The organism is Micromonospora humidisoli (genome assembly GCF_016900955.1).
In the GTDB taxonomy this organism is placed as follows: Bacteria; Actinomycetota; Actinomycetes; order Mycobacteriales; family Micromonosporaceae; genus Micromonospora; species Micromonospora wenchangensis.
In genome coordinates this window covers 829284-853507 of record NZ_JAFEUO010000004.1, presented here as the reverse complement: position 1 = coordinate 853507, position 24224 = coordinate 829284, and the positions used below count along the sequence as shown (strand labels likewise).

The window sequence follows — 24224 nt, the reverse complement described above, 5'->3', positions numbered from 1 at the left end:
CCGCCGCCGGCCGGACAAACCGCGCGGCGTCAGGCACCCGCACCCGACCGGTGCCGCCGGGTCCCGTGCGGCGGCCCGGCCCCGGCGGTCAGTTGCTGGGGCGGACGTCGGTGAGCACCAGGCCGCTGGGCGGCAGGGTCGGCACCTGGGACAGGTCCAGGGCCAGGTCCTGCGGCGGCAGCCGGTAGTCCATCGCCCCGGTCAGCAGGCCGACCGCCCGCTTCATCAGCTCGATGGTGATCCATTCCCCGGCGCAGCGGTGGCCGCCCAGGTGGCTGCCCCCGCCCTGCGGCACGAAACCGTACGGGTCGTCGCGCCAGCCGGCGAACCGTTCCGGGCGGAACCGCTCCGGCTCGGACCAGATCCCTGGGTGGTGGTTGGTGCCGTACAGGTCGAGCAGCACCCGGCGGTCGGCCGGGAAGTGGTGCCCCTGCCACTCGAAGGAGTCCCGCACCCGGGCGAAGGCGACCGGGAAGAACGGGTAGTAGCGGCGGACCTCCTGGACGAACCACTCGGTCGGCTCGTCGCCGGTGCGCACCCGTTCCCGCCAGTCCGGATGGTCGTGCAGGGCCAGGGCGGCGAACAGGACGTACCTGTCGACGGCCACGGTGGGACGCAGCACGTTGATCAGTTCCACGGCGGCGACCCGGCGGGGGAGCAGCCGCCCCCCGGCGTCGCGGTGCTCGGCGACCACCGCGAGCGCGCTGCCCTCGGGAGCGGCCACGGTGCCGACCCGTACCCGCTCCACCAGGTCGGCGATCCAGCGTTCGGCCCGCAGCCGGCCGTACAACCCCCGCCAGTGCCGGGGGCCGAGCGCGGCCGGTCCGTCGATCATGGCCTGCATCTGGGCGTTACGCCTGCCGACCTCGCTCTCCGGCAGCGGTACGCCCGCCCAGGAGCAGACGGCCCGCAACAGCATCGGACCGATCTCGTCGCGGAGCACCACCGGGCCGGCGGCGCCCCAGGCGGCCAGCCGGACGCGCCACTGGTCGGCGAAGAGTCGGCCGATCCGCTCGACCGCCGAAGGCGTCATGATCGACATGAACATCGCCTTGCGGTCCGCGTGGGCCGCCCCGTCCAACCCCTGCACCCCACCCTGCCCGGTCAGCGTCCGCTGACCCCGCTTGGGAGCGGCACCGGCGCGCCGGAACCGCTGCGGGTCGTAGAACAGTTCCGCCGCGGCCCGCCCGCGCAGGAAGATCGTCGGTTCCAGCAGCAGCCGGGCGGTGAAGATGTCCGTGTCGTAGCGCTCACACCTGTTGCTGATGAACCGGTAGCCCTCGCGGAAGAACGCCAGCGTGCTCTCCAGGCTGCGGTCGGCCGGTGTGGTGGCCATCGGGCTCTCCTGACGCGGTGACGTGGGCGGACCCGGCTGGTCGGCCGTGGGTGGTCTACCCGGGTCCGGGGCCCTGAATCCCGCCGTGCCCCGGACGGTGACCGGATGCCCGCTGGCCCCTCCCGGGCCGCCGCGAACCTGGTTTGCTCGACCCCGGGCCCGCACGGGCGGCCGTGGGGCGTCGACGACGGGGAGGACCGGATGCGGGAGAACACACCGCCGTACTGGCGTCAGCGACAGGTGGTCGACGCGCTCGGCCGGGCCGGCGGGGGCCACCCGCCGGGTCGGCCGCTGCTCGCCAGGCCACGCCGGCCGTCCCGGCGCTTCACCGTGCACCTCGGGTTCACCGCCGACGGGCCGGAACATGCCCGGGAGTTGGCGGTGGCGTACGCGGAGGCGCTGAGCCTGCTCCGTCCGGAGCTGGTGCTGGCCTCGGCCGCGCTGTCCCCGGCCGATGCCTGGCGGGGCGCGGAGCGGCTGTTCTGTTCCGCCGTCGGCCCGGACGGCGACCGCTGCGCCGACGTCGCCGGCCACCCCGGCTTCCACCACGCCCCGGGGCCGGGCGGACTGGGCTGGGGCGAGGGGGACGGGTGAGCCGTCGAGCGGGTGCCACCGCGCCGGCCCGGGGCGGGTCGGGGCGGCGGTCGCCCGATCAGCCGGTGCCCCCGGGCGTGGGGCGGGTCGCCGCGTACCGCCCGGGGGCCGCTGCCCGGCCGTCAGTCCAGGTCGAACTCGCCGTCCTGCGCGCCGGCGACGAACGCGTCCCACTCCGCCTGGGTGAACACCAGCACCGGGCCGTCCGGCTCGGCCGAGTTGCGCATCCCGATCAGGTCGTCCACGAAGGCCACCTCGACCGCGCTGTCGGAGGTGTCGCCCTCGGCTCGCTGCCAGACCGCCCGGGACAGGTCGAAGTCGCCCTTGGGGTGCTGACCCATTGTTGATCCTCCATTGCCGCGCGTATCGGGGAGCCCGGCCGGCTCCCCGTCGGGCAGGATAAGCGGATGCCGAGCCTGACCCGTGTAGAGGCGACCGCGCGTCGCGCACTGATCGATGTCGAGTCCTATCAGGTGGACCTCGATCTGACCGGTGGCGAGGAGCGCTTCCGGTCGACGACCACCATCCGGTTCCGGGCCACCGCCGGTGCCGAGACCTTCGTCGAGGTCAAACCCGCGACCCTGGAGACGGTCCGGCTCAACGACCGGGAGCTGGACCCGGGAGCGCTCACCGACGGCCGGTTCCCGCTCACCGGGCTGGCGGCGGAGAACACCCTCACGGTCACCGCCGAGATGGCCTACTCCAACACCGGTGAGGGGATGCACCGGTTCGTCGATCCGGCCGACGGGGCGACGTACCTCTACGCGATGTCGTTCCTGGACGAGGCGCCGCGCATCTTCGCCGCCTTCGACCAGCCCGACCTCAAGGCCCCGGTGACCCTCACGGTGACCGCCCCGCCACAGTGGACGGTCGCCGGCAACGGCCCGCTCGCCGCCAACCCGGCCCCGGGCCGCTGGGAGTTCGCCCCCACCGCCCCCCTGGCCAGCTACTTCGTCACGCTGATCGCCGGCCCCTGGCACGTCCGGCGGGACAGCCACGACGGCATCCCGCTCGGCGTCTACTGCCGGCAGTCGTTGGCCGCGCACCTCGACGCCGACCTCGACGAGATCCTCACCGTCACCAAGCAGTGCCTGGACCGCTTCCACCAGCTCTTCGCCGAGCCCTACCCGTTCGTCAAGTACGACCAGGCGTTCGTGCCGGAGTTCAACGCCGGGGCGATGGAGAACCCCGGTCTGGTCACCATCCGCGACGACGACGTCTTCCGTTCGGCGGTCACCGACAGCGAACGGGAGCAGCGGGCCACCACCATCGCCCACGAGATGGCCCACATGTGGTTCGGTGACCTGGTCACCATGCGCTGGTGGGACGACCTGTGGCTCAACGAGTCCTTCGCCGAGTACCTGGGCACCCGGGTCACCGCCGAGGCCACCCGGTTCGACCAGGCCTGGACGACGTTCGCGATCCGTCGCAAGGCCTGGGGGTACGCCGCCGACCAGCGCCCGTCCACCCATCCGGTCGCCCCGGACGAGGTCGCCGACGCCGCCCAGGGCCTGCTCAACTTCGACGGCATCTCGTACGCCAAGGGCGCCAGCGTGCTCCGCCAGCTCGTCGCCTGGCTCGGTGACGACGCCTTCCTGGCCGGGCTCAACCGGCACTTCGCCGCCCACCGGTTCGGCAACGCCACCCTGGCCGACCTGCTCGCCAACCTCAGCACCGCCAGCGGGCGGGACCTCACCGACTGGGCCGCCCGCTGGCTGCGCCAACCGCAGGTCAACACGTTGCGGACGGAGACCTCGGTGGACGCCGACGGCCGGTGGTCCTCGGTGGCGGTGGTGCAGACCGCGCCGTCGGAGTACCCGGTGCTGCGCCCGCACCGGATCGCCGTCGGCCGGTACGCCCCCGACGGCGCGGCCGAGCGGGTCGAGGTCGACCTCGACCCGGCCGCGGACGGCGGGCGCACCGAGCTGCCCGCGCTGACCGGCCGGGTCGCCGGGGGCCTGCTCCTGCCCAACGACGGTGACCTCACCTTCGCCAAGCTCCGGCTCGATCCGGCGTCGGTGGACGCGGTCGGCACGGTGCTGCCCACGCTCACCGACCCGCTGGCCCGCGCGCTGCTCTGGGAGGAGTCGCTGGACGCCGCCACCGACGGCGAGCGGCCGGTGTCGGCGGTGGTGGCGCTGCTGACGGCGGCCCTGCCCACCGAGACCGAGGTGGCCGTCGCCGAGAGCGTGCTCGCCCGCAGCCGCAACCTGGTCGACCGCTACCTCGACCCGCTCGCCCGGGACGCCGCGCTGCTGCGCACGGCCGAGGCATGTGCCGCGCTGCTCACCGCCGCCCCGGCCGGCGGCTCGTTGCAACTGGCCGCCGCCCGGGGGTTGCTCTCCGCCACCGCCGACGCCGACCTGCTCGTCGGGTGGCTCGCCGGCCGTGGCGTGCCCGACGGGCTGGCCGTCGACGCCGAGCTGCGCTGGGCGCTGCTGCACCGGCTGGTGGTGCTGGGTGCGGCCGGTGAGCCCGAGATCGCCGCCGAGGCGTCGGCCGACCGCAGCGCCACCGGCGCCCAGCGGGCGGCCCGGTGCCGGGCGGCCCGGCCGGAGGTGGCCGCGAAGGACGCCGCCTGGGAGATCATCACCCGGGACACCACCTGCTCCAACCGGCTCGTCGAGGCAGCGGCCGAAGGGTTCTGGCAACCCGAGCAGGCCGAGCTGACCGGCACGTACGTCGACAGGTACTTCGCCGAGATGCCGGCGGCGGCGCGGCGGCGTACCGCCTGGGTGGCCGAACGGGTCGCCCGGCTGGCCTTCCCCCGGTACGCCGTGGCCCCGCCCACCCTGGATTCGGCCGCGGCCCTGCTCAGCCGCGACGACCTCACCCCCGGGCTGCGCCGCAGCGTCGTCGACGCCGCCGACGACCTGCGTCGGGCCCTGGTCGCCCGCACGGCGGTCGCCGCTGCCGCCGCCTGACGCTCGGTCCGCGCCGGGCCCCGGCGGGCCCGGCGCGGGGCGGCCTACGATCATGGGGTGGAGGACGACATCCGACGGATCGGCATCATGGGCGGCACCTTCGACCCGATCCATCACGGTCACCTGGTGGCGGCCAGCGAGGTGGCGGACCGGTTCGGCCTGGACGAGGTGGTCTTCGTGCCGACGGGTCAGCCGTGGCAGAAGGCGGACACCCCGGTCAGCCCGGCCGAGGACCGCTACCTGATGACGGTGATCGCCACCGCCTCCAACCCCCGGTTCCAGGTCAGCCGGGTCGACATCGACCGCGGTGGTCCCACCTACACCGTCGACACCCTGCGGGACCTGCACCACGAGTACGGCCCGAAGGCGCAGCTGCACTTCATCACCGGTGCCGACGCGCTGGAGCGGATCCTGTCCTGGAAGGATCTGGACGAGATCTTCGCGCTGGCCCACTTCATCGGGGTGACCCGGCCCGGGTTCGAGCTGACCGACAAGCACCTGCCCGCCGACACGGTCAGCCTGGTGCAGGTGCCCGCGATGGCGATCTCCTCGACCAACTGCCGGGAACGGGTGGGTCGGGGGGAACCGGTCTGGTACCTGGTGCCCGACGGTGTGGTGCAGTACATCGCGAAACGGCGACTCTACCAACGGTGATCATGCCCGGTTGCTCCCACTTCGTGCCGGTAAGCGGCCAGAACTGACAAGTCGTCTCCGCGCCGGGTGTGAGACGCTTGACGGGTCGCACGGTTGATCGAAGGAGAACGGTGACAGTTTCCGAACGCGCTCACGAGCTGGCGATGGCCGCCGCCCAGGCCGCGGCCGACAAGAAGGCGCAGGACATCGTCATCATCGACGTGGGTGACCAGCTCGCCATCACCGACGCGTTCCTGGTGGCCTCGGCACCCAACGAGCGTCAGGTGATGGCCATCGTCGACGCCGTCGAGGAACGTCTGCTGGAGCTGCCCGAGAAGGCCAAGCCGATTCGCCGCGAGGGTGAGCGGGGTGGCCGCTGGGTGCTGCTCGACTACGTCGACATCGTGGTCCACGTCCAGCACACCGAGGAGCGCGAGTTCTACGCTCTCGACCGGCTCTGGAAGGACTGCCCCCAGCTCCCGTTCGTCGACCGCGACCTGGTCGAGGCCGACGCCGCGGGTGCCGCCGCCGAATGACCCGCCTGATCATCTGGCGGCACGGCAACACCGACTGGAACGCCACCGGTCGGGTGCAGGGGCAGACCGACGTACCCCTCAACGACCTCGGCCGGGAGCAGGCCGCCGCCGCCGCCCCGCTGCTCGCGGCGCTGCGCCCGGACGTCGTCGTCGCCTCCGACCTGCGCCGCGCCGCCGACACCGCCGCCGCGCTCACCCGGCTCACCGGCCAGCCGGTACGCCCCGACGCCCGGCTGCGGGAACGGCACTTCGGCCGGTGGCAGGGCCTCGCCCTCACCGACGCCGCCGCCCGGTTCCCCACCGAGCACGCCCGGTGGCGGGCCGGCGACCCGGACCCGGGAGCGGGCATCGAACCCCTCGACGACCTCGGCAAGCGGGTCGGCGAGGCGTTGCTGGCCGCCGCCGAGCTGGCCGACGGGGGCACCGTCGTGGTCGCCACCCACGGTGGCGCGGCCCGACAGGGCGTCGGTCAGCTCCTCGGCTGGGACCACACCGTGCTGCGCAGCATCGGCGCGCTGGCCAACTGCCACTGGACCGAACTGCGCCGCAACGACCTGCGGGGCTGGCACCTGCGCGCGCACAACGTGGGCCCGATCGCTCCGCCCCCGCCACCGGCCGAGCCGGTCTGAGTCGACCGGCCGGCAGCGCCCCGACCCGGCCGCCCCGCAGCGTGCTGGGCCAGCTGGCCCGCAGCGCGCTGAGCCGGCCGGGTCGGGAGGTCAGTGCCGGCCGGCCAGGGCGGGTGGCCCGGCATCGGCTAGCGTGCCGGGCATGTCCGTCGCGGTCGTCACCGACTCCACCGCCTACCTTCCACCCGGGCCGGTGCGGGCGCACCGGTTGACCGTGGTGCCGCTGACCGTCGTCCTCAACGGCGCGGAAGGGCTGGAGGGGGTGGAGACCCTCCCCGCCGACGCCACCCGGGCCCTCGGTGGCCGGCGGGTCTCGGTGAGCACGTCCCGGCCGTCCCCGGCGCAGTTCGCCGCCACGTACCGGCGGCTGCTGGCCGACGGCGCGGACGGCGTGCTGTCGGTGCACCTGTCGGCCGACCTGTCCGGCACGGTCGACGCGGCCCGGCTCGCCGCCGCCGAGGTCGGCGACCGCGTCGAGGTCGTCGACAGCCGGTCCACAGGCATGGGGCTGGGCTTCCCGGCGCTGGCCGCCGCCGGCGCCGCCGAGGCGGGTGCCGACCTGCCCGGGGTACGCGCGGCGGCGCTGGCCGCCGTCGACCGGACCACCATCTTCTTCTACGTCGACACGCTGGAGTTCCTGCGCCGGGGCGGCCGGATCAACGCGGCGGAGGCGCTGCTCGGCACCGCCCTGTCGGTCAAGCCGATCATGCACATGCCGGACGGCACGATCGTGGTACGCGACAAGGTGCGTACCGCCAGCCGGGGGATGGCCCGTCTGATCGACCTGGCGGTCGAGGCCGCCGCCGACGCCGAGGTCGACCTCGGCGTGCACCACCTCGCCGCCCCGCACCGGGCCGAGCACCTGGTGCAGGCGCTCACCGCCCGGCTCGGCGACCGCCTGCACGACACGTACGTCTCCGAGGTCGGTGCGGTGGTCGCCGCCCACGCCGGGCCGGGCCTGGCCGGAGTCGTGGTCCACCGTCGTCCGGCCTGAACCGCTCCGGCCGCAGTGCCCGTCGGTCGGGGTCCGCATAGCAGATCCGGCCATGATCAGGCGGTTGTCCACAGCCGCCGTCGCCGTCCACAGCCGACCTCCGCCGGCCGGAACGGGTGCCGCCCACCGGCCTAACCTCGCGCCGTGTCGGAGGACGAGGAAACCAGGGTGCGGGGACGGCTGTACCGGTTGACCGCCGGGGTGGCGGCGGTGGCACGGACGGCGGACCCGCCGCAGCCGCCACCCCGCCCGTACCGGCCGGGGGCGTTGCGCGTACCGGGTGCGGGTGGGACGTCGCCGGAGGCGGGCACGGCCGGGGCGTCGGCCGGCCGCCATTCCCGGCCGGCCACCGACGCCGGTTTCCGCGACGCCGGCTCCCTCGACCTCGGCGACTACCTCGACGGTGTTCCACCCGGTCCCGGGGCGCATGACGACGGCCCTTCCGACGCCGGTCCACGTCGACATGACGATGACTCTCCCGACGCCGGTCCACGTCGCCACGACGACGGCCCTCGTGACACGGGTGCACGTCGTCGTGCGGTGGACGATCCGGCCGTGTTCCGCCCCGGCGACCTGGACCACCGGCATCCCGCCGACGGTGACGACCCGGCACCGGCCGCCCGGTTGCCCGGTCCCGGTGTCTTCGACCCCGGCCGGCGCGGGGTTCGGGCGCTGGCGGCCGTGGCGGTGGTCGTGGTGCTCGGCGCGGGATTCTGGGCCTGGCGGTCCCGTCCACAGCCGGAACCGGTGCGCCCCGCGGCGACGCTGGCCGGGCCGGAGTCCTCCGGCGGGCCCGCGTCCGGTCCGGCCGTCGCGCCGACCGGCGAGCTGGTGGTGGCGGTGGCCGGGCGGGTCCGCCGGCCCGGTCTGGTCCGGGTGCCGGCCGGGGCGCGGGTCGCCGACGCGGTCGAGGCGGCCGGCGGGGCCCTGCCCGGCACCGACGTGGCACTGCTCAACCCGGCCCGGAAGGTGGCCGACGGGGAGCTGATCCTGGTCGGTGTCACCGCCCCACCCGGCACCGTAGGCTCCGGTGCGGCCCCGGCCGGGCCGGCGGCGGCACCCGGCGGGGCGACATCGGGTGGCCGGGTCAACCTCAACACCGCCACGTTGGCCCAGCTCGACGCGTTGCCCGGGGTCGGTCCGGTGCTCGCCCAACGCATCCTCACCCACCGCGACCAGCACGGCGGCTTCCGCAGCGTGGGCGACCTGCGCCAGGTCGACGGCATCGGCGACGCCCGGTACGAGCAGCTCAAGGACCTGGTGACGGTGTGACCACCGACCGTGCACCCGACCTGCGGCTGGCCGGGCTGGCGGTGGCGGCCTGGTTGGCGGCGCTGTCCTGCCTGCACCTCACCACCCGCCCGGCGGTCCTGCTCGCCGCGAGCGCCGCCGTCCTCGCCGCCCTGCTCACCGCGCACCTGCTCGCGGTGCTGGGCCGCCCGGCCGCCCCGGCTCGCCGGTACGGCTGGATCGCCGTCGCGGTGCTGCTCGGCGTGGTCTGCGGCGGCACCGCCACCGCGGCCCGGCTGCACGTGCGGGACGCCGCACCACTGCGCCCGCTGGTCGACGACCGGGCCCGGGTCACCGTCGACCTGGTGCTCCGCGACGATCCCCGCCCGGTACGCGGGGCACCAGGCCGTCCGGTGACCCTGCTCGTCACCGCGCAGTCGAGCGTCCTCACCGACCCGCAGGGCCACCGCCTCCGGGTTCCGGCACGCCTGCTCGTGCTCGCCACCGACCCGGCCTGGCGGGGTCTGCTGCCGGGGCAGCGGCTGACCGTCCAGGGCAGGCTCGCCGCACCCCGGGGCGGTGACCTCACCGCCGCCGTGCTGACCGTGTCCGGCCCACCGGTCCGGAACGGGTCACCGCCGTGGCTCCAGCGCGCCGCCGGCACCCTGCGGGCCGGTCTGCACCGGGCCTGCGCCCCGCTCCCGCCCGAGCAGGGTGGCCTGCTGCCCGGCCTGGTCGTCGGGGACACCAGCCGGTTGCCGGCCACCGTGGAGGAGGACTTCCGGGCCACCGGGATGACCCACCTCAACGCCGTGTCCGGGTCCAACGTGGCGATCGTGGTCGGCGCGGTGCTGCTGGCGGCCCGGTGGGCCCGCGCCGGTCCGCGGCTGGCGGTGGTGCTCTGCGGCCTCGCCCTGATCGGCTTCGTCGTCCTGGTCCGTCCCTCGCCCAGCGTGGTGCGGGCGGCCACCATGGGGGCGATCGGGCTGGCCGCGTTGGCGGTCGGGCGGCCCCGGGCCACGCTGCCGGCGTTGGCCGCGGCGGTGACCGTGCTGGTGCTCGTCGATCCGGAGCTGGCCGGTGACGCCGGCTTCGCGCTGTCGGTCCTGGCCACCGGCGGGTTGCTGCTGCTCGCCCCGGGCTGGCGCGACGGGCTGCGGCGGCGGGGCGTGCCGGCCGGGTTGGCGGAGGCGCTCGCCGTCCCGGCGGCGGCCCAACTCGCCTGCGGCCCGGTGGTGGCCGGCATCTCCGGCACGGTGAGCCTGGTGGCGGTGCCGGCCAACCTGCTCGTGGTGCCGGCGATCGCCCCGGCCACGGTGCTGGGGGTGACGGCGGCGGTCGTCTCGCCGGGGTGGCCGGCCGGGGCGGAGTTCGCCGCCTGGCTGGCGAGCTGGCCGGCCTGGTGGCTGGTCACCGTGGCCCGGGTGGGGGCCCGGCTGCCCGCCGGTACCCTGCCCTGGCCGGGCGGGCTGCCGGGCGCGTTACTGCTGGCCGGGCTGACCCTGGGGCTGCTGTTGGCCGTCCGCCGGCCGCTGGTGCGTCGACTGGTGGCGGTCGGCGCGGCGGCGGTGGTGCTGGGCACCCTGCCGGTCCGGCTGGTGGCGAGTGGGTGGCCGCCTGACGGTTGGGTGGTGGTGGCATGCGCGGTCGGGCAGGGGGATGCGGTCGTGCTGCCGGTGGCGGCCGGCCGGGCGGTGGTGGTGGACGCCGGTCCGGAGCCGTCGGCCGTGGACGGTTGCCTGCGGCGGCTCGGGGTACGCGAGGTGCCGCTGCTGGTGGTGAGCCACTTCCACGCCGACCACGTCGGTGGCGTGGCCGGGGTGACCCGGGGCCGGCGGGTGGCCATGGTGCTCACCCCGACCCTGGCCGAGCCGGTGGCGGGGCGGGAACTGGTGACGGCCGCCGTCGGATCGGCGCGCCGGGTGGTGCCGGGGGTCGGCTGGTCGTACCGGTCGCCAGGGGTGGAGGTGGTCGCGCTCGGGCCGCCCTATCCGCTGCGGGGCACCCGGTCCGACCCGAACAACAACTCGCTGGTGCTGCGGGCCACGGTGGCCGGCGTCCGCATCGTGCTGCCCGGGGACGCGGAGACCGAGGAACAGCGGGCTCTGCTGGACCGGGTGCCGTCGCACGCGTTACGGGCCGAGGTGCTCAAGGTGGCCCACCACGGCAGCGCGTACCAGGACCCGGCCTTCCTCGACGCGGTCCGGCCGGCGGTGGCGCTGGTACCGGTGGGGGTCGACAACGACTACGGGCATCCGAGCCCGGTGATCCTCGACCGGCTCGCCCGCTCCGGTGTGCGGGTGCTGCGGACCGACACCGACGGGGACGTGGCGGTGGTGGTCCGTTCCGGCCGGCTCGCGGTGGTCGGCCGGGGCCTGCCGCCGGGCCGTCGGTGACCCGCCGGGCCGAAGGCGCGGTCCGCCGTCCCGGCGGCCGAGGAGGCAGAGACGAGAGATAATCCGGACTGGGAGGGATATTGCGTGCACTGGGTGGCAATCGAGGTAAATGTCTATATTTGCGATGACTGCGGGGTGGGCCGTCGCAGCCGTCGATGAGCAGGCGCGATCCTCCGCCGAGCCGTGCCAAGATGAGCGACGTGACCGGCGTCGACCTTGCTCCTATTCTGCTCGTCCTCGGCGACGAGGAGCTGCTCGCCACGCGCGCGGTGACCGAAGCCGTGGCGAAAGCCCGCAGCGTCGACCCGCAGGTCGACGTCCGGGAGTACCAGGCCGGGGCGTTGGCCGTCGGTGAGATCGCCGAGATGCTCAGCCCGTCGTTGTTCGGTGGGCGGCGGGTACTGGTGCTCCGCTCCGCCCAGGACGCCCGCAAGGACCTGGTCGGCGCGCTGCTCGACTATGCCCGCAATCCCGACCCGGACGTCCAGCTGGTGGTCCTGCACGTGGGTGGCGGCAAGGGCAAGGCGTTCGCTGACGGGCTGCGGGCCGCCGGTGCCACGGTCGTCCCGGCTGCGAAGCTCAAGGGGCACCGCGAGCGGGTCGCGTTCGTCCGCGAGGAGATCCGCCGGGGCGGTGGCAGGTGCACCGACGACGCGGCCGAGGCGTTGATCGCCGCCGTCGGGACCGACCTGCGGGAGCTGGCCGCCGCCTGCTCGCAACTGATCGCCGACACCGACGGGCGGATCGGCGCGGACACTGTCGCCCGCTACTACCGGGGGCGGGTCGAGGTGAGCGGCTTCACCGTCGCCGACGCCACCATGATCGGCGACGTGCCGGCCGCCCTGGAGGCGTTGCGCTGGGCCCTGCACGTCGGGGTCGATCCGGTCCCGATCGCCGACGCCCTCGCCGACGGGATCCGTACGGTGGCCCGGGTCGCCGCCGCCGGCCGGGGCGATCCCTACCAGCTGGCGAGCACCCTCGGCATGCCGGCCTGGAAGATCAAGAACGCCCAGCAGCGGGCCCGGGGCTGGACCCCGGAGGGCCTGGTCGAGGCGATGCGGGTGGCGGCCGAGTGCAACGCGGCGGTCAAGGGCGGTGCCGACGACCGGGGGTACGCCCTGGAGAAGGCGGTCTTCTCGGTTGCCGCAGCCCGGCGGGGCAGCGCCCGGTGACCGGCCCCTCCCGCCCGGTGGTGCGGCACGGTGGGCGGGTGACCGGCCCTCCCCGGCCGGTGGCGGGGCGCGGCCGGCCGGGATGGTCGGTCATGCCGGCCGACGAGCGCCGCTACCGGCCGCTCTACGCCCGGCTGCTCGGTCTGCGCATCGTCAACCCCGGCGGGGTGCTCTGCTTCCTCTTCTTCGAGGGGGCGGTGGCGCTCGCAGTGCTCCTCGCCCTCGCCGAGCTGGTGAGCTGGTGGGCGGTGGCGGTACTGCCGCTGGCGGTGGCGGTCATGGTCAAACTCAACGACGAGGTCGCCGGGCGGGTGGTCCACTCGGCGGCGCTGGTGCCGGAGCAGGAACGCGACAGGTTTCGGCGGGAACTCGAACCGATCGTCGGGCGGGCCCCGGTGTCGTACCCGCTGCCCGGCACGGTGGTCACCGACGTGCCCGCGCCGGGGAGGCCGGCCGGGCCGCCGCTGCGCTCCCGGCGCTACCACGGCTAGCCCGACCACGGTCGTGGTGCCACGACGCCGCCGGGACGAGGCGGGCGGCCGGCGCAGCGGCACCGCCGCCGGGGAGATGCAGCGCGCCGCCGCCAGGGAAACACACAGCCGAGAGCCCCGGGGTGGTGCCCCGGGGCTCTCGGTCAGGTGTGGGTTACTCGGTCAGGCCGAGAACGAGTCGACGCGCTTCGCGATGGCCGACTTCCGGTTGGCCGCCTGGTTGGCGTGGATGACGCCCTTGCTGACGGCCTTGTCGAGCTTGCGGGCGGCGTCACGCATCAGGGTGGTGGCCTTCTCGGTCTCACCAGCCTCCGCAGCCTCGTGGAACTTCCGGATGGCGGTCTTCAGCGACGACTTGACCGACTTGTTACGCAGCCGGCGCTTCTCGTTCTGCCGGTTGCGCTTGATCTGGGACTTGATGTTCGCCACGCGACAGCCTCGTCTTGATAGCTCGGTTTGGTCTGCTAATCCGCGTGTGACGAGCATGCGTCATCGCCACGCGAAAAGCCAGGCTACCAGGTCCGCCGGGACGAGCCAAAACCCCGTACCCCGACCGCACCCGCCCGGGCCACGCCGACGGCCCGGGTCACGGCGTCCCGGGTCGGGTCAGTGCCAGCCCTGCCGGGCGGCGAGCCAACGGAGCGCCTGTTCCCCGCTGAACCGCCGGTGTGCCCCGAGCAGCGCGGACGTGCCCGCCGGGTGTCCCCCGGCAGCAGCCGACCCCGCACCCGGCGTGGGGTTCGCCGTTGCCGGTGGGCCGGCGGCGGTGAGGTAGTAGCCGGCGAGCGCGGCCAGCGTCACGTCCAGGGCGTCGGGCGGGGCGTCGGCCGCTGCCGGATGCGCGGTGAAGACGGCGTCCAGCCCGGCCCCGTCGGCGTACCCGGTGATCAACAGACCGGCCAGGTCGAACCACGCCGGGCCGTGGCAGAGCCAGTTCCAGTCGCAGAACCAGGCCCGGCCGGCGGGGTCCAGCAGCACGTTGTCCACCCGCAGGTCGCCGTGGGCCAGGCCGGACGCGGTCGCCGCGTACCCGGGCAGGCGGGACTCCAGCGCGACGAGTTCGGGCAGCCGGTCGCGGGCCGGCGGGATCAGCGGGGGCACCGGCTCCCGTCCGGCGGCCACCTCGTCCCACCACAGGATGTCGGCGCGGGCCAGGTCGGCCAGCCGGGGTAGGCCGAGCGCGGTCAGTCCGGCTGGCGGGTCGGCCAGCGCGGCGGCGACCCCGGCGTATCCGGTGAGCACGGCGGCCAGTTCGGCCGGGTCCCAGGGCAGGCGGGGGGTCCGGCCGTCGACGGCGTCCAGGCCGACCGCGTACCAGCCGGCCGCGTCGAGTGCCCAGTGCGGGCGGGGCACCGGCAGGCCGGCCGGCAGCCGGGCGAGGACGGCCAGTTCCCGGGCGTACCAGTCGGCCAGGTGGCGCTGCCGGAGCAGGTCGGCGGCCTTGACGAAGACCCGTGCGCCGGTGGCCGTGGTGAGCACGGCGGCGAAGCCGCCGGTGAAGCCCGCGGTTGCGGTCCGGGCCGCGACCACCGGTGCGCCGAGCCGGCCGCTGATCGCGTCCCGCAGGCCGTCGGGCAGGTCCCGCCAGTCGGGTCGCACGGCGGTCTCGTGGTACGGCGGCGGCATCGCGGACACCCCACCATCGTGCCCGGTCCGGCCGGGCGTGGTGACCCCCGGCCGGGTGGGGTCGGGGGCCGGCGCGGGTCTGGGAGACTCCAGGCCATGAGGACCGACGACTTCTGGCAGTTGATCGACCAGGCGCGGGCCGGGGGCGGGGGAGAGGCCGAGGCGGTCGCGGCGCGGGCGGTCGCGCTGCTCGCCGAGCGCACCCCGCAGGACATCGTCGGGTACGCGCACCACCAGCAGCGGGTGCTGGCCGCCTCGTACCGGGTCGATCTGTGGGGTGCGGCGTACCTGATCAACGGGGGTGCCTCCGACGACGGGTTCGAGTACTTCCGGGGCTGGCTGATGACCCAGGGCCGGGCGGTCTTCGCCGCCGCGGTGGCCGACCCGGATTCGCTGGCCGGGCTGCCCCGGGTGCGGTCGGCGGCGCTCAGCGGCGAGGAGTTCGAGTGCGAGGACATGCTGGCGGCGCCGTGGGACGCGTACCGGAAGGCGACCGCGAGTGAGCTGCCGACGCCGCGGGACGCGGTGCCGGTGCCGGACCTGAACGACTTCTGGGACTTCGACGACGAGGCGGAGGCCCGCCGTCGGCTGCCGAAGCTCGCCGCCCTCTTCGTCGAGCCTCCCGAGGAGTGACCCCCGGGAGTGGGCCACCGGTGGTGCCGTCGCCGGGTACCCCAGGAGTGATCGGACCGGTTTCGGAGCGACGTGGGAGCATAGAGGGGGCCGGCGGCGCGTCGGCCCGCTCACGTCAGCCGACCAGAACGGACCGCTGTGCCACCGACGCTCGATCCCGGCGCGAACGCTCCTGGTGCCACCGACCCGGCGCGCATCCGGAACTTCTGCATCATCGCCCACATCGACCACGGGAAGTCGACCCTGGCCGACCGGATGTTGCAGCTCACCGGTGTGGTCGATCCCCGGCAGATGCGCGCGCAGTACCTCGACCGGATGGACATCGAGCGCGAGCGCGGCATCACCATCAAGAGCCAGGCCGTCCGGATGCCGTGGACCATCCGCGACGGCGAGCGGGCCGGTGAGCAGGCCGTCCTGAACATGATCGACACCCCGGGCCACGTGGACTTCACCTATGAGGTGTCCCGGTCGCTCGCCGCCTGCGAGGGTGCGCTGCTGCTGGTCGACGCGGCGCAGGGCATCGAGGCGCAGACGCTGGCGAACCTCTACCTGGCGCTGGAGAACGATCTCAAGATCATTCCGGTGCTCAACAAGATCGACCTGCCGGCCGCCCAGCCCGAGAAGTACGCCGAGGAACTGGCCCACCTGATCGGCGGCGACCCGGCCGACTGCATCCGGGTCTCCGGCAAGACCGGCGACGGGGTGCCGTACCTGCTCGACGAGATCGTCAGGCAGTTCGTCCCGCCGGTCGGTGACGCCGACGCGCCCGCCCGCGCGATGATCTTCGACTCGGTGTACGACGTCTACCGAGGCGTGGTCACCTACGTCCGGGTCATCGACGGCCGGATCAGCGCCCGGGACCGGATCAAGATGATGTCCACCGCCGCCGTGCACGAGCTGCTGGAGATCGGCGTCATCTCACCCGAGATGGTCAAGGCCGACGCGCTCGGCGTCGGCGAGGTGGGCTACCTGATCACCGGGGTGAAGGACGTCCGCCAGTCCCGGGTCGGCGACACCGTCACCATCAACGCCCGGCCGGCCACCGAGGCGCTCGGCGGCTACAAGGACCCGAAGCCGATGGTCTACTCCGGCCTCTACCCGATCGACGGCTCCGACTACCCCAACCTGCGCGAGGCGCTGGACAAGCTCAAGCTCAACGACGCCGCGCTCGACTACGAGCCGGAGACGTCGGGCGCGCTGGGCTTCGGCTTCCGCTGCGGCTTCCTGGGCCTGCTGCACCTGGAGATCATCCGGGAGCGGCTGGAGCGGGAGTACAACCTCGACCTGATCTCCACCGCGCCGAACGTGGTCTACCGGGCGATCACCGACGACGGTGAGGAGATCGTGGTGACCAACCCGAGCGAGTACCCCACCGGCAAGATCGCCGAGGTGTACGAGCCGGTGGTGCGGGCCACCGTGCTCACCCCGAACGACTACGTGGGCGCGGTGATGGAGCTGTGCCAGGGGCGGCGGGGCAGCCTGCTCGGCATGGACTACCTCTCCGCCGACCGGGTGGAGCTGCGCTACACCCTGCCGCTCGCCGAGATCATCTTCGACTTCTTCGACCAGCTCAAGAGCCGTACCAAGGGGTACGCCTCGCTGGACTACGAGCCCTCCGGCGAGCAGGCGTCCGACCTGGTCAAGGTGGACATCCTGCTGCACGGTGAGCCGGTGGACGCGTTCAGCGCGATCGTGCACAAGGACAAGGCATACAACTATGGCACGACGATCGCGGCGAAGCTGCGCAACCTGATCCCGCGCCAGCAGTTCGAGGTGCCGATCCAGGCGGCCATCGGCAGCCGGGTGATCGCCCGGGAGACCATCCGCGCCATCCGCAAGGACGTGCTCGCCAAGTGCTACGGCGGTGACATCAGCCGCAAGCGCAAGCTGCTGGAGAAGCAGAAGGAGGGCAAGAAGCGGATGAAGATGGTGGGCCGGGTCGAGGTCCCCCAGGAGGCCTTCATCGCCGCGCTCTCCTCGGACTCCGCCGACGCCAAGCCGGCCGGCAAGAAGTAGTCGGGCGCGTACGCCCGATCACGTCGGCCGCGCCCGCGCGGCCCAGCCGGTCCCGGTACCCCACGACGGCCGGCGGCCCCGGTGTTCCGACCGGGCCGCCGGCCGTCGGCACGCCCGCCCCCGGTGTCGTACGGAAGAATTTTTCCGCCCCCGTGCCACTGCCGGATCTGCCGGTGCGAGTGTCCTGAGCTGCGCGGACATCGACGGCCGGCAAACCGACGCAGCGGCGTCGGATCGACGTGCGGCGACATGTGGGGTGGTGAGTCGGTTTGGTTTTCCGGCGGGTCGGGAACCTAGCTGTCACGACAGGAACCACACATACCGTGTGACTCAATCTTCAGGAGGAGGGCGACCGTGGAGTTCACCGTCTGGGGCATCATCACCGCGCTCGTTGTTGGTCTCATCGTCGGCGCTCTGGGCCGTCTGGTCGTGCCGGGCCGCCAGAACATGCCGATCTGGCTGCACATGCTGATCGGTGTGGGCGCCGCTCTGCTGGGCACCGTGCTGGCCCGCGCGATGGGCATCGCCACGGAGACCGCCGGCATCGACTGGACCGAGCTGCTGGTGCAGGTCGTCCTCGCCGCCATCGCGGTGGCCCTGGTGGCCGGCGTGGGTCGCCGCCGCAGCGTCACCCACCGGTAAGTCAAGCGGCACCGCTGAGCGGGCGCCCGACCCCCACGGGGTCGGGCGCCCGCTGGCGTGCGGGGCCGGGTGGCGCGGGCCGTCGCCGGCGGCGGGCGGTCTAGACCAGATCGTTACCGGAGTCGGTTTGGAGATTCTCCGCTTCGGGAACCTATCGATCACCACAGCAACAAACACTCACCAACGACATATCTACTGAAGGAGGACGGCCGTGGAGTTCACCGTCTGGGGCATCATCACCGCGCTCGTCGTCGGTCTCATCGTCGGCGCTCTGGGTCGCCTGGTCGTGCCGGGCCGCCAGAACATGCCGATCTGGCTGCACATGCTGATCGGTGTGGGCGCCGCTCTGCTGGGCACCGTGCTGGCCCGCGCGATGGGCATCGCCACCCAGACCGCCGGCATCGACTGGACCGAGCTGCTGGTGCAGGTCGTCCTCGCCGCCATCGCGGTGGCCCTGGTGGCCGGCGTGGGCGGGCGTCGGGGGGTCACCCACCGGTGACCCCATCCGCCGGTCGGTGACCGACCGGCACGGACCAACTCAGCGGATGCCCGCCCCCGGACCGGGGGCGGGCATCCGCTTGTCCGGATGGCGACCGTCGATCCCGTCGGGTCGTCGCGGGGCCTGCCCGAGTGGCCCCCGCCTGCGATACGGTCGCCTCGCGCAACGCCCCGCCGTCCGCCGCCGCACCGTCGACGGTCCGCCCGCGCGGGGCGGCACCCACCCCCTGTCGTAAAGGAAATTTTCCTACTAGGGTGCGGCTGAGAAGGTTAATGCCGGACGGCGCGAGGGAGATGTGGCGTGAACAGGTGGAAGCGGCTGACCCCGGTCACCGCCGTCGTGGCCTCGGCCGTGATGGTGCTCGCCGGTTGCGGCGGTTCCGGCGACGACGAAGCCGCCGACGACAGCAAGCTGACGGTCTGGATGATGGGCGAGGGGAGCGACGCCCAGACCGCGTTCCTCGACGGCGTCGAGACCGAGTTCCGGCAGAAGCACCCCGACACCGACGTGGTGGTCCAGTACGTCCCCTGGCTGGAGGCGCCCAAGAAGTTCCAGGCGGCGCTCGCCGGCGGCGAGGGCCCCGACGTCACCGAACTGGGCAACACCGAGACCCAGGGCTGGGCGGCCCAGGAGGCGCTCGCCGACATCTCCGGCCGCTTCGGCGGCTGGGCCGAGGGCAAGGATGTGCTGCCCGATCTGGTGCGCAACGCCCAACTCGACGGCAAGCAGTACGGTGTCCCCTGGTACGCCGGGGTGCGCGCGGTCTACTACCGCACCGACTGGTTCGCCGAGGCCGGCGTGCAGCCGCCGAAGACCTGGGACGAGCTGGTCTCGGTCGCCAAGGCGGTGCAGGCCAAGAAGCCCGGCAGCTACGGCATCGCCCTGCCGGGCAACTCCGAGCTGCCGTTCTACTCCTTCCTCTGGGGTGCCGGCGGCGAGATCGCCACCGAGCAGGGCGGCACCTGGAAGTCCGGTTACACCAGCCCACAGGCGCAGCAGGCGGTGAAGTTCTGGACCGACCTGGTCACCGTGCACAAGGTGGCCCCGCCCGCCGCCGCCGGGTGGAACGAGATCGACGCCCGTACCCAGTTCGCCACGGGCAAGGCGGCGATGGCCTTCGCCGGCAGTTGGCAGGCCGGCGCGATCAAGAAGGACAACCCCGACATCGAGAAGGTCTGGGGGACCTTCCCCATCCCCGGCCCGGACGGCGGCCCGGCCCCCGCCTTCGCCGGTGGCTCGGACATCGCCCTCTGGCAGGACAGCGAGCGGCAGGACCTGGCCTGGGACTACCTCACCGTGCTGCTGAGCAAGAAGAACGCCAAGACGTTCGCCGGCAGCCTCGGCTTCTTCCCGGTCTACTCCGACCTCGTGCAGGGCGGCGACTACGCCGACGACAAGCTGATGGCGGCGTTCGCCAGCGCCATGCAGCGCACCCGGGTGACCCCGTTGACCCCGAAGTGGGTGGAGGTCAGCCGGACGAAGACGGTCACCCAGGCGATGAACAGCTCGGTCATCAAGGGCCAGAAGTCGGTGCAGCAGGCCACCGCCGACGCCGCCGCCGAGATGGAAAGCATCCTCAACGCCAAGTGAGCACCCTGACCGAGCACACCCCGACGGCCGCCGCCCGGGACACCCCCGCCCGGCGGCGGCCCCGGGTGGACCGCCTGCCGTACCTGCTCCTGCTGCCCTGCCTGGTCGTGATCGGGGTGCTGCTGCTCTGGCCGCTGGGCCAGGTGGTGACGATGTCGTTCTTCCGGCTGAACAGCGTCCGGCAGTTGCGCGGGGACCGGGAGTGGCCGTTCGTCGGGTTGGCCAACTACACCCAGATCCTCGGCGACCCGTTCTTCCGTACGGTGCTACGCAACACCGTGCTGTTCGCGGCGGCCAACGTACTGCTGACGATGGTGCTGGGCACCCTGGTCGGGCTGCTGCTGCACCGGCTCGGCCGGAAGATGGCCACCTTCGTCGCCAGCTGCGTGATGCTGGCCTGGGCCACCCCGGCGCTGACCGGCACGATCGTCTGGAAGTGGATCTTCGATGACACCTCCGGCCTGGTCACCTGGGCGTTCAACGCGCTGCCCGACGGGCTGTCGCAGGCGATCTTCGGCCGCACCGACTGGTCGGGCTACGGCTGGTTCAACTCACCCCTGTTGTTCTTCGCGATCCTGACCCTGGTGGTGGTCTGGCACTCGTTCCCGTTCATCGCGGTGAGCGTGCTCGCCGGGCTCAAGAGCGTGCCGAGTGAACTGCACGAGGCGGCCCGGGTCGACGGGGCCGGCCCGTGGACGGTGTTCTGGAAGATCACCTTTCCGCTGCTGCGGCCGGTCTTCGGCATCCTGGTGGTGCTCTCCACCATCTGGGACTTCAAGGTCTTCACCCAGCAGTTCGTGCTGGCCGGCGGCACCCAGGACCGGCCCACGTTCATGCTGTCGATCTACTCGTACGCCGAGGCGTTCTCCCCGCCGCCCAAGTACGGCGTGGGCTCGGCCATCGCGGTCATCCTCACGCTGATCCTGCTGGTGGTGACCGGCCTGTACGTCCGGATGGTGCTCAGACAGGAGGACGCGTCGTGAAGAAGATCGCCCTCAACGGCGCGGGCCTGCTGGTGGCGCTCTTCGCCGCCTTCCCGGTCTACTGGATGATCGCCACCTCGCTGAAGCCGAACCGGGAGATCTTCTCGGCCACCCCCCGGCCGGTCCCGGCCCACCCCACCCTGGAGCACTACCGGGAGATCCTCACCGGCAACCTGATCCCGGGTGTGACCTTCGGCGACTTCCTGCTCAACAGCGTGCTGGTGGCGGTCAGCACGGTCGTGCTCAGCGGCCTGGTGGCGCTGCTGGCCGCGACGGCGGTGGCCCGGTTCCGGTTCCGGCTGCGGACCACCTTCCTGATCATGCTGCTGGTGGTCCAGATGATCCCGCTGGAGGCGCTGGTCATCCCGCTGTTCCTGATGATCCAGCGGCTCGGCCTCTACAACACCCTGCCCAGCCTGATCCTCACCTACCTGGGCTTCTCGCTGCCGTTCGCGGTGTGGATGCTGCGCGGCTTCGTCGCGGCCGTGCCCAAGGAACTGGAGGAGGCCGCCGCCATCGACGGCGCGAGCCGCGCCCAGACCTTCCGCAAGGTCCTCTTCCCGCTGGTCGCGCCCGGCCTGGTGGCCACCAGCATCTTCTCCTTCATCACCGCCTGGAACGAGCTGATCTTCGCGTTGACCTTCGTCAACGACCAGAGCCGCTACACCCTGCCGGTCGCGATGACCTTCTTCTTCGGCCGGGACGACACCGCCTGGGGGTCGGTGATGGCCGCCTCCACCCTGTTCACCCTGCCCGTGATCATCTTCTTCCTGCTGGTGCAGCGCCGGATGGTCTCCGGTCTGGTCGCCGGCGCCGTCAAGGGCTGATCCGGGACGGCGACCGCCCGCGCCCGGCCGTACCCTGGGGCCATGACGGGCAGGGTGGCGGCGGTGAACCTCGGCGTGGTGACGCAGGCGCGGTGGGCGGGTGACGCGAGTGGACGCAGCGGCATCGACAAGCGGCCTGTCGACGGCCCGGTGCTGCTACGCGCCGACGGGGTGGCCGGTGACTTCATCGGCGAGCGGGCCCACCACGGCGGCCCCGAGCAGGCCGTCTACGCCTACGCGCAGGAGGACGCCGGCTGGTGGTCGGCCGAGTTGGGCCGTGACCTCCGCCCCGGCGGCTTCGGCGAAAACCTGACCACCTGGGCGGTCGACGTGACCGGCGCGGTGATCGGCGAACGCTGGGCGGTCGGCTCGGCGTTGCTCCAGGTCACCAAGCCGCGTACCCCGTGTACGACCTTCGCCGGCTTCTGGGGGGTGCCCGACCTGATCAAACGGTTCACCGTCCGGGCCACCCCCGGGGCATACCTGCGGGTGCTACGCGAGGGCGAGGTGAGCGCGGGTGACCCGGTGGAGGTGGTGGACCGGCCGGCGCACGGCGTCACCATCGGTGAGGTGTTCCGGGCCACCAGCCTGGAGCCGGAGCTGCTGCCCCGACTGCTCGACGTCCCCGAACTGCCCGAATCGACCCGGGCGAAGGTGCGTCGCCGGCTGAACGTCGCCGGCTGACCGGCCCACCGGCCGGCAGCTCGGCCGGGGTCGTCGCCGGCAGGTCAGGCGGGGTCGGCGAAGACCTCGGCCAGCACCCGTGCCCCGGTCGGCCGGCCGTCGGCGACCTTCGCCCACCGTCCGTTGTCGGCGTTCCACTCCAGCCCGTCGAAGCGCACCCGCTTCACCCCGTGGTCGGGGGCGTGCGAGACCAGCCAGTGCGCGTACCGCCAGCCGTCCCGGGCGTCCGCGGCGGGCACCGTCACGTCGGTCAGCTCGGCAACCGCACCGGCGTCGGGCAGGCCCCAGTCGAGGGTCAGGCCACGGGTCAGCTCGGCCGCCGCGGCCTGCCCGCGCATCACCGGGGTACGCCCCACCGTGCAGGCCACCGCGCCGGTCGCCTCGCCGAGCAGGGCCCGCGCCAGCACCTGCGACTCGTCGGCCCACTTCTGGTACGCGTTCGGGTACGCCGACCGCTGCACCGCCTGGGCCGCGTCGGTGACCTCCATCCGCTCCCAGCCGCGTACCTTCTTCAGCGCCTTGTAGAACCGGGCCGCCGCGTACCGCTGGTCGCGGATCTGCTCCGGGGTGCCCCAGCCCTGGCTGGGACGCTGCTGGAACAGGCCGAGCGAGTCGCGGTCACCGTGGGCGAGGTTACGCAGCCCCGACTCCTGGTAGGCGGTGGCGAGGGCGACCACCACGGCCTGTTCGGGCATCTGCCGCTGCATGCCGATCGCGGCGATGGTGGCCGCGTTGGCCATCTGGTCGGCGTCGAGCTTCACGGTGCCGTCGGCCTGGACGGTGCAGCTACGGCCGGCGACGGGAAGCCGGAACTCCCCGTCGAGTTGACGGACCCCCCAGCCCCCGACGATGGCGAACAACGCCACCACGACCCCGGCTGCCACGAATGTCCGCGTCCGCACCCGCACCTCCCGTTTCAACGTTCGCCAAGCGTACGTCGCCAACCGTCGGCCCCGGGTCGGTCGACCGGTTCACGTTCCCGCAGGAAATCAGAAGAAACCAGGTCAATCCCGGGGCACCCAGGCCGCGTCCCGCTTCTGTCGGAACGCCTCCACCCCCTCGCGGCCCTCGGCCGACAGGAAGTAGCCGGTGGACCGGGCGGACAGGTCGGCGACCTCCGCGCGCAGGTCCGTGGCGGCCGGGCGGCGCAGCAGCTCCTTCGTCCCGGCCAGCGCCCCGGGAGCGCCCCGGACCAGCGAGGCGCAGTACCCGGCCACCGCCGCGTCCAGCTCGGCGGCCGGCACGGCGGCGGTCACCAGCCCCACCTCGGCGGCCCGCCGGCCGTCGAAGGTGTCACCGGTCAGGTACAGCTCGGCGGCGGCCCGGGGGTGCAGCCGGGGCAGCACGGTCGCCGAGATCACCGCCGGGATCACCCCGATCCGCACCTCGGTGAAGGCGAACGTCGCCTCGGACGCGCAGACCGCCAGGTCGGCCGCCGCGATCAGGCCCAGGCCGCCGGCCCGGGCCGGCCCGGCCACCCGCGCCAGCACCGGCTTCGGGCACTCCCGCACCGCCACCAGCACGTCACCGAGTATCCCGGCCGGCACCGACCCGCTGGCGTACGCTGCCGCCGTCTCCTTCAGGTCGGCGCCGGAGCAGAACACCGGGCCGGTGTGGTCCAGCACGACCACCCGGACCGCGTCGTCGGCGATCGCCCCGGCGATCCCGGCCAGCAGCTCGGTCATCAGCGGGGTGGACAGCGCGTTGCGGTTGTGCGGGCTGTCCAGGGTGAGGGTGGTCACCCCACGGGCGGTGGCGACCCGCACGAGTCGGTCGGGAGAGGTCATGC

General features: G+C 73.5%; 24 protein-coding genes. 18 read left to right on the top strand and 6 right to left on the bottom strand.

Going from position 1 to position 24224, the window contains the following annotated elements; all coding sequences use genetic code 11:
* Positions 1-88: 88 nt before the first annotated feature.
* Positions 89-1336 (bottom strand): cytochrome P450, encoded by a 1248-nt coding sequence (locus tag JQN84_RS18620; protein ID WP_204959579.1) that lies wholly within the window; start codon positions 1334-1336, stop codon positions 89-91.
* A gap of 105 nt (positions 1337-1441) precedes the next feature.
* Between JQN84_RS18620 and JQN84_RS18615 the strand changes: the two genes are divergently transcribed.
* Positions 1442-1930, top strand: coding sequence for a hypothetical protein (locus JQN84_RS18615; RefSeq protein ID WP_239485544.1), 489 nt, complete (start codon positions 1442-1444; stop codon positions 1928-1930).
* A gap of 122 nt (positions 1931-2052) precedes the next feature.
* Here JQN84_RS18615 and JQN84_RS18610 read toward each other — a convergent pair whose 3' ends face one another.
* Positions 2053-2271, bottom strand: coding sequence for a DUF397 domain-containing protein (locus JQN84_RS18610; RefSeq protein ID WP_067312494.1), 219 nt, complete (start codon positions 2269-2271; stop codon positions 2053-2055).
* Between the two features lie 66 nt (positions 2272-2337).
* On the opposite strand from JQN84_RS18610, the gene pepN reads away from it, so the two are divergent.
* The 9 genes from pepN to JQN84_RS18565 all read left to right on the top strand — a co-directional run bounded on the left by pepN (position 2338) and on the right by JQN84_RS18565 (position 12935).
* Positions 2338-4854, top strand: a complete 2517-nt coding sequence (pepN, locus tag JQN84_RS18605; RefSeq protein ID WP_204959578.1) for an aminopeptidase N — start codon at positions 2338-2340, stop codon at positions 4852-4854.
* A gap of 57 nt (positions 4855-4911) precedes the next feature.
* Positions 4912-5508, top strand: a complete 597-nt coding sequence (gene nadD, locus JQN84_RS18600; RefSeq protein ID WP_088644365.1) for a nicotinate-nucleotide adenylyltransferase — start codon at positions 4912-4914, stop codon at positions 5506-5508.
* 110 nt (positions 5509-5618) lie between these two features.
* On the top strand, positions 5619-6023 hold the full coding sequence (gene rsfS / locus JQN84_RS18595; RefSeq protein ID WP_204926278.1) for a ribosome silencing factor: 405 nt from the start codon (positions 5619-5621) through the stop codon (positions 6021-6023).
* Complete coding sequence (locus tag JQN84_RS18590; RefSeq protein WP_204959577.1) at positions 6020-6652, top strand: histidine phosphatase family protein; 633 nt, start codon at positions 6020-6022, stop codon at positions 6650-6652. Before rsfS ends, JQN84_RS18590 begins: the two co-directional genes overlap by 4 nt.
* A gap of 142 nt (positions 6653-6794) precedes the next feature.
* The gene (locus JQN84_RS18585) at positions 6795-7646 is read left to right on the top strand and encodes a DegV family protein (RefSeq protein WP_204959576.1); all 852 of its coding nucleotides are present in this window, start codon (positions 6795-6797) and stop codon (positions 7644-7646) included.
* 555 nt (positions 7647-8201) lie between these two features.
* Positions 8202-8918, top strand: coding sequence for a ComEA family DNA-binding protein (locus tag JQN84_RS18580; RefSeq protein WP_372445999.1), 717 nt, complete (start codon positions 8202-8204; stop codon positions 8916-8918).
* A complete protein-coding gene (locus JQN84_RS18575; protein WP_204959574.1) occupies positions 8915-11272 on the top strand; it encodes a ComEC/Rec2 family competence protein in 2358 nt (785 codons plus the stop codon). The genes JQN84_RS18580 and JQN84_RS18575 overlap by 4 nt, the downstream gene beginning before the upstream one ends.
* 191 nt (positions 11273-11463) lie before the next feature.
* Positions 11464-12444 (top strand): DNA polymerase III subunit delta, encoded by a 981-nt coding sequence (gene holA / locus JQN84_RS18570; protein ID WP_204959573.1) that lies wholly within the window; start codon positions 11464-11466, stop codon positions 12442-12444.
* A 92-nt stretch (positions 12445-12536) separates the two neighbouring features.
* The gene (locus tag JQN84_RS18565; RefSeq protein WP_239485543.1) at positions 12537-12935 is read left to right on the top strand and encodes a hypothetical protein; all 399 of its coding nucleotides are present in this window, start codon (positions 12537-12539) and stop codon (positions 12933-12935) included.
* A 162-nt stretch (positions 12936-13097) separates the two neighbouring features.
* Here JQN84_RS18565 and rpsT read toward each other — a convergent pair whose 3' ends face one another.
* Complete coding sequence (gene rpsT / locus JQN84_RS18560) at positions 13098-13364, bottom strand: 30S ribosomal protein S20 (RefSeq protein ID WP_204959572.1); 267 nt, start codon at positions 13362-13364, stop codon at positions 13098-13100.
* A gap of 177 nt (positions 13365-13541) precedes the next feature.
* A complete protein-coding gene (locus JQN84_RS18555; protein WP_204959681.1) occupies positions 13542-14561 on the bottom strand; it encodes a phosphotransferase family protein in 1020 nt (339 codons plus the stop codon).
* Between the two features lie 96 nt (positions 14562-14657).
* Here JQN84_RS18555 and JQN84_RS18550 point away from each other — a divergent pair, with 96 nt between their 5' ends.
* The 8 genes from JQN84_RS18550 (at position 14658) to JQN84_RS18515 (ending at position 22435) form a co-directional block, all read left to right on the top strand.
* On the top strand, positions 14658-15194 hold the full coding sequence (locus tag JQN84_RS18550; protein ID WP_204959571.1) for a DUF4240 domain-containing protein: 537 nt from the start codon (positions 14658-14660) through the stop codon (positions 15192-15194).
* A 138-nt stretch (positions 15195-15332) separates the two neighbouring features.
* Positions 15333-17210, top strand: coding sequence for a translation elongation factor 4 (gene lepA / locus JQN84_RS18545; protein ID WP_204959570.1), 1878 nt, complete (start codon positions 15333-15335; stop codon positions 17208-17210).
* Positions 17211-17564: 354 nt separating this feature from the next.
* On the top strand, positions 17565-17852 hold the full coding sequence (locus JQN84_RS18540) for a GlsB/YeaQ/YmgE family stress response membrane protein (RefSeq protein WP_204959569.1): 288 nt from the start codon (positions 17565-17567) through the stop codon (positions 17850-17852).
* Between the two features lie 211 nt (positions 17853-18063).
* Positions 18064-18351, top strand: coding sequence for a GlsB/YeaQ/YmgE family stress response membrane protein (locus JQN84_RS18535; RefSeq protein ID WP_204959568.1), 288 nt, complete (start codon positions 18064-18066; stop codon positions 18349-18351).
* 300 nt (positions 18352-18651) lie between these two features.
* A complete protein-coding gene (locus tag JQN84_RS18530; RefSeq protein ID WP_204959567.1) occupies positions 18652-19941 on the top strand; it encodes a sugar ABC transporter substrate-binding protein in 1290 nt (429 codons plus the stop codon).
* A complete protein-coding gene (locus JQN84_RS18525; RefSeq protein WP_204959566.1) occupies positions 19938-20924 on the top strand; it encodes a carbohydrate ABC transporter permease in 987 nt (328 codons plus the stop codon). Before JQN84_RS18530 ends, JQN84_RS18525 begins: the two co-directional genes overlap by 4 nt.
* Complete coding sequence (locus JQN84_RS18520; protein ID WP_204959565.1) at positions 20921-21751, top strand: carbohydrate ABC transporter permease; 831 nt, start codon at positions 20921-20923, stop codon at positions 21749-21751. Before JQN84_RS18525 ends, JQN84_RS18520 begins: the two co-directional genes overlap by 4 nt.
* Before the next feature lie 42 nt (positions 21752-21793).
* A complete protein-coding gene (locus tag JQN84_RS18515) occupies positions 21794-22435 on the top strand; it encodes an MOSC domain-containing protein (RefSeq protein ID WP_204959564.1) in 642 nt (213 codons plus the stop codon).
* Between the two features lie 44 nt (positions 22436-22479).
* Here JQN84_RS18515 and JQN84_RS18510 read toward each other — a convergent pair whose 3' ends face one another.
* Positions 22480-23343: a hypothetical protein gene (locus JQN84_RS18510; protein WP_204959680.1), complete on the bottom strand. Its 864-nt coding sequence runs from the start codon at positions 23341-23343 to the stop codon at positions 22480-22482.
* A 96-nt stretch (positions 23344-23439) separates the two neighbouring features.
* Positions 23440-24222, bottom strand: coding sequence for an enoyl-CoA hydratase-related protein (locus JQN84_RS18505; protein ID WP_204959563.1), 783 nt, complete (start codon positions 24220-24222; stop codon positions 23440-23442).
* Positions 24223-24224: the final 2 nt, after the last annotated feature.

Coding starts and splice junctions, on each gene's coding strand:
- JQN84_RS18620 (WP_204959579.1), bottom strand. CDS start 1,336: ATGGCCACCACACCGGCCGACCGCAGCCTGGAGAGCACGCTGGCGTTC.
- JQN84_RS18615 (WP_239485544.1), top strand. CDS start 1,442: ATGCCCGCTGGCCCCTCCCGGGCCGCCGCGAACCTGGTTTGCTCGACC.
- JQN84_RS18610 (WP_067312494.1), bottom strand. CDS start 2,271: ATGGGTCAGCACCCCAAGGGCGACTTCGACCTGTCCCGGGCGGTCTGG.
- pepN (WP_204959578.1), top strand. CDS start 2,338: ATGCCGAGCCTGACCCGTGTAGAGGCGACCGCGCGTCGCGCACTGATC.
- JQN84_RS18590 (WP_204959577.1), top strand. CDS start 6,020: ATGACCCGCCTGATCATCTGGCGGCACGGCAACACCGACTGGAACGCC.
- JQN84_RS18585 (WP_204959576.1), top strand. CDS start 6,795: ATGTCCGTCGCGGTCGTCACCGACTCCACCGCCTACCTTCCACCCGGG.
- holA (WP_204959573.1), top strand. CDS start 11,464: ATGAGCGACGTGACCGGCGTCGACCTTGCTCCTATTCTGCTCGTCCTC.
- JQN84_RS18565 (WP_239485543.1), top strand. CDS start 12,537: ATGCCGGCCGACGAGCGCCGCTACCGGCCGCTCTACGCCCGGCTGCTC.
- JQN84_RS18555 (WP_204959681.1), bottom strand. CDS start 14,561: ATGCCGCCGCCGTACCACGAGACCGCCGTGCGACCCGACTGGCGGGAC.
- JQN84_RS18550 (WP_204959571.1), top strand. CDS start 14,658: ATGAGGACCGACGACTTCTGGCAGTTGATCGACCAGGCGCGGGCCGGG.
- JQN84_RS18515 (WP_204959564.1), top strand. CDS start 21,794: ATGACGGGCAGGGTGGCGGCGGTGAACCTCGGCGTGGTGACGCAGGCG.
- JQN84_RS18505 (WP_204959563.1), bottom strand. CDS start 24,222: ATGACCTCTCCCGACCGACTCGTGCGGGTCGCCACCGCCCGTGGGGTG.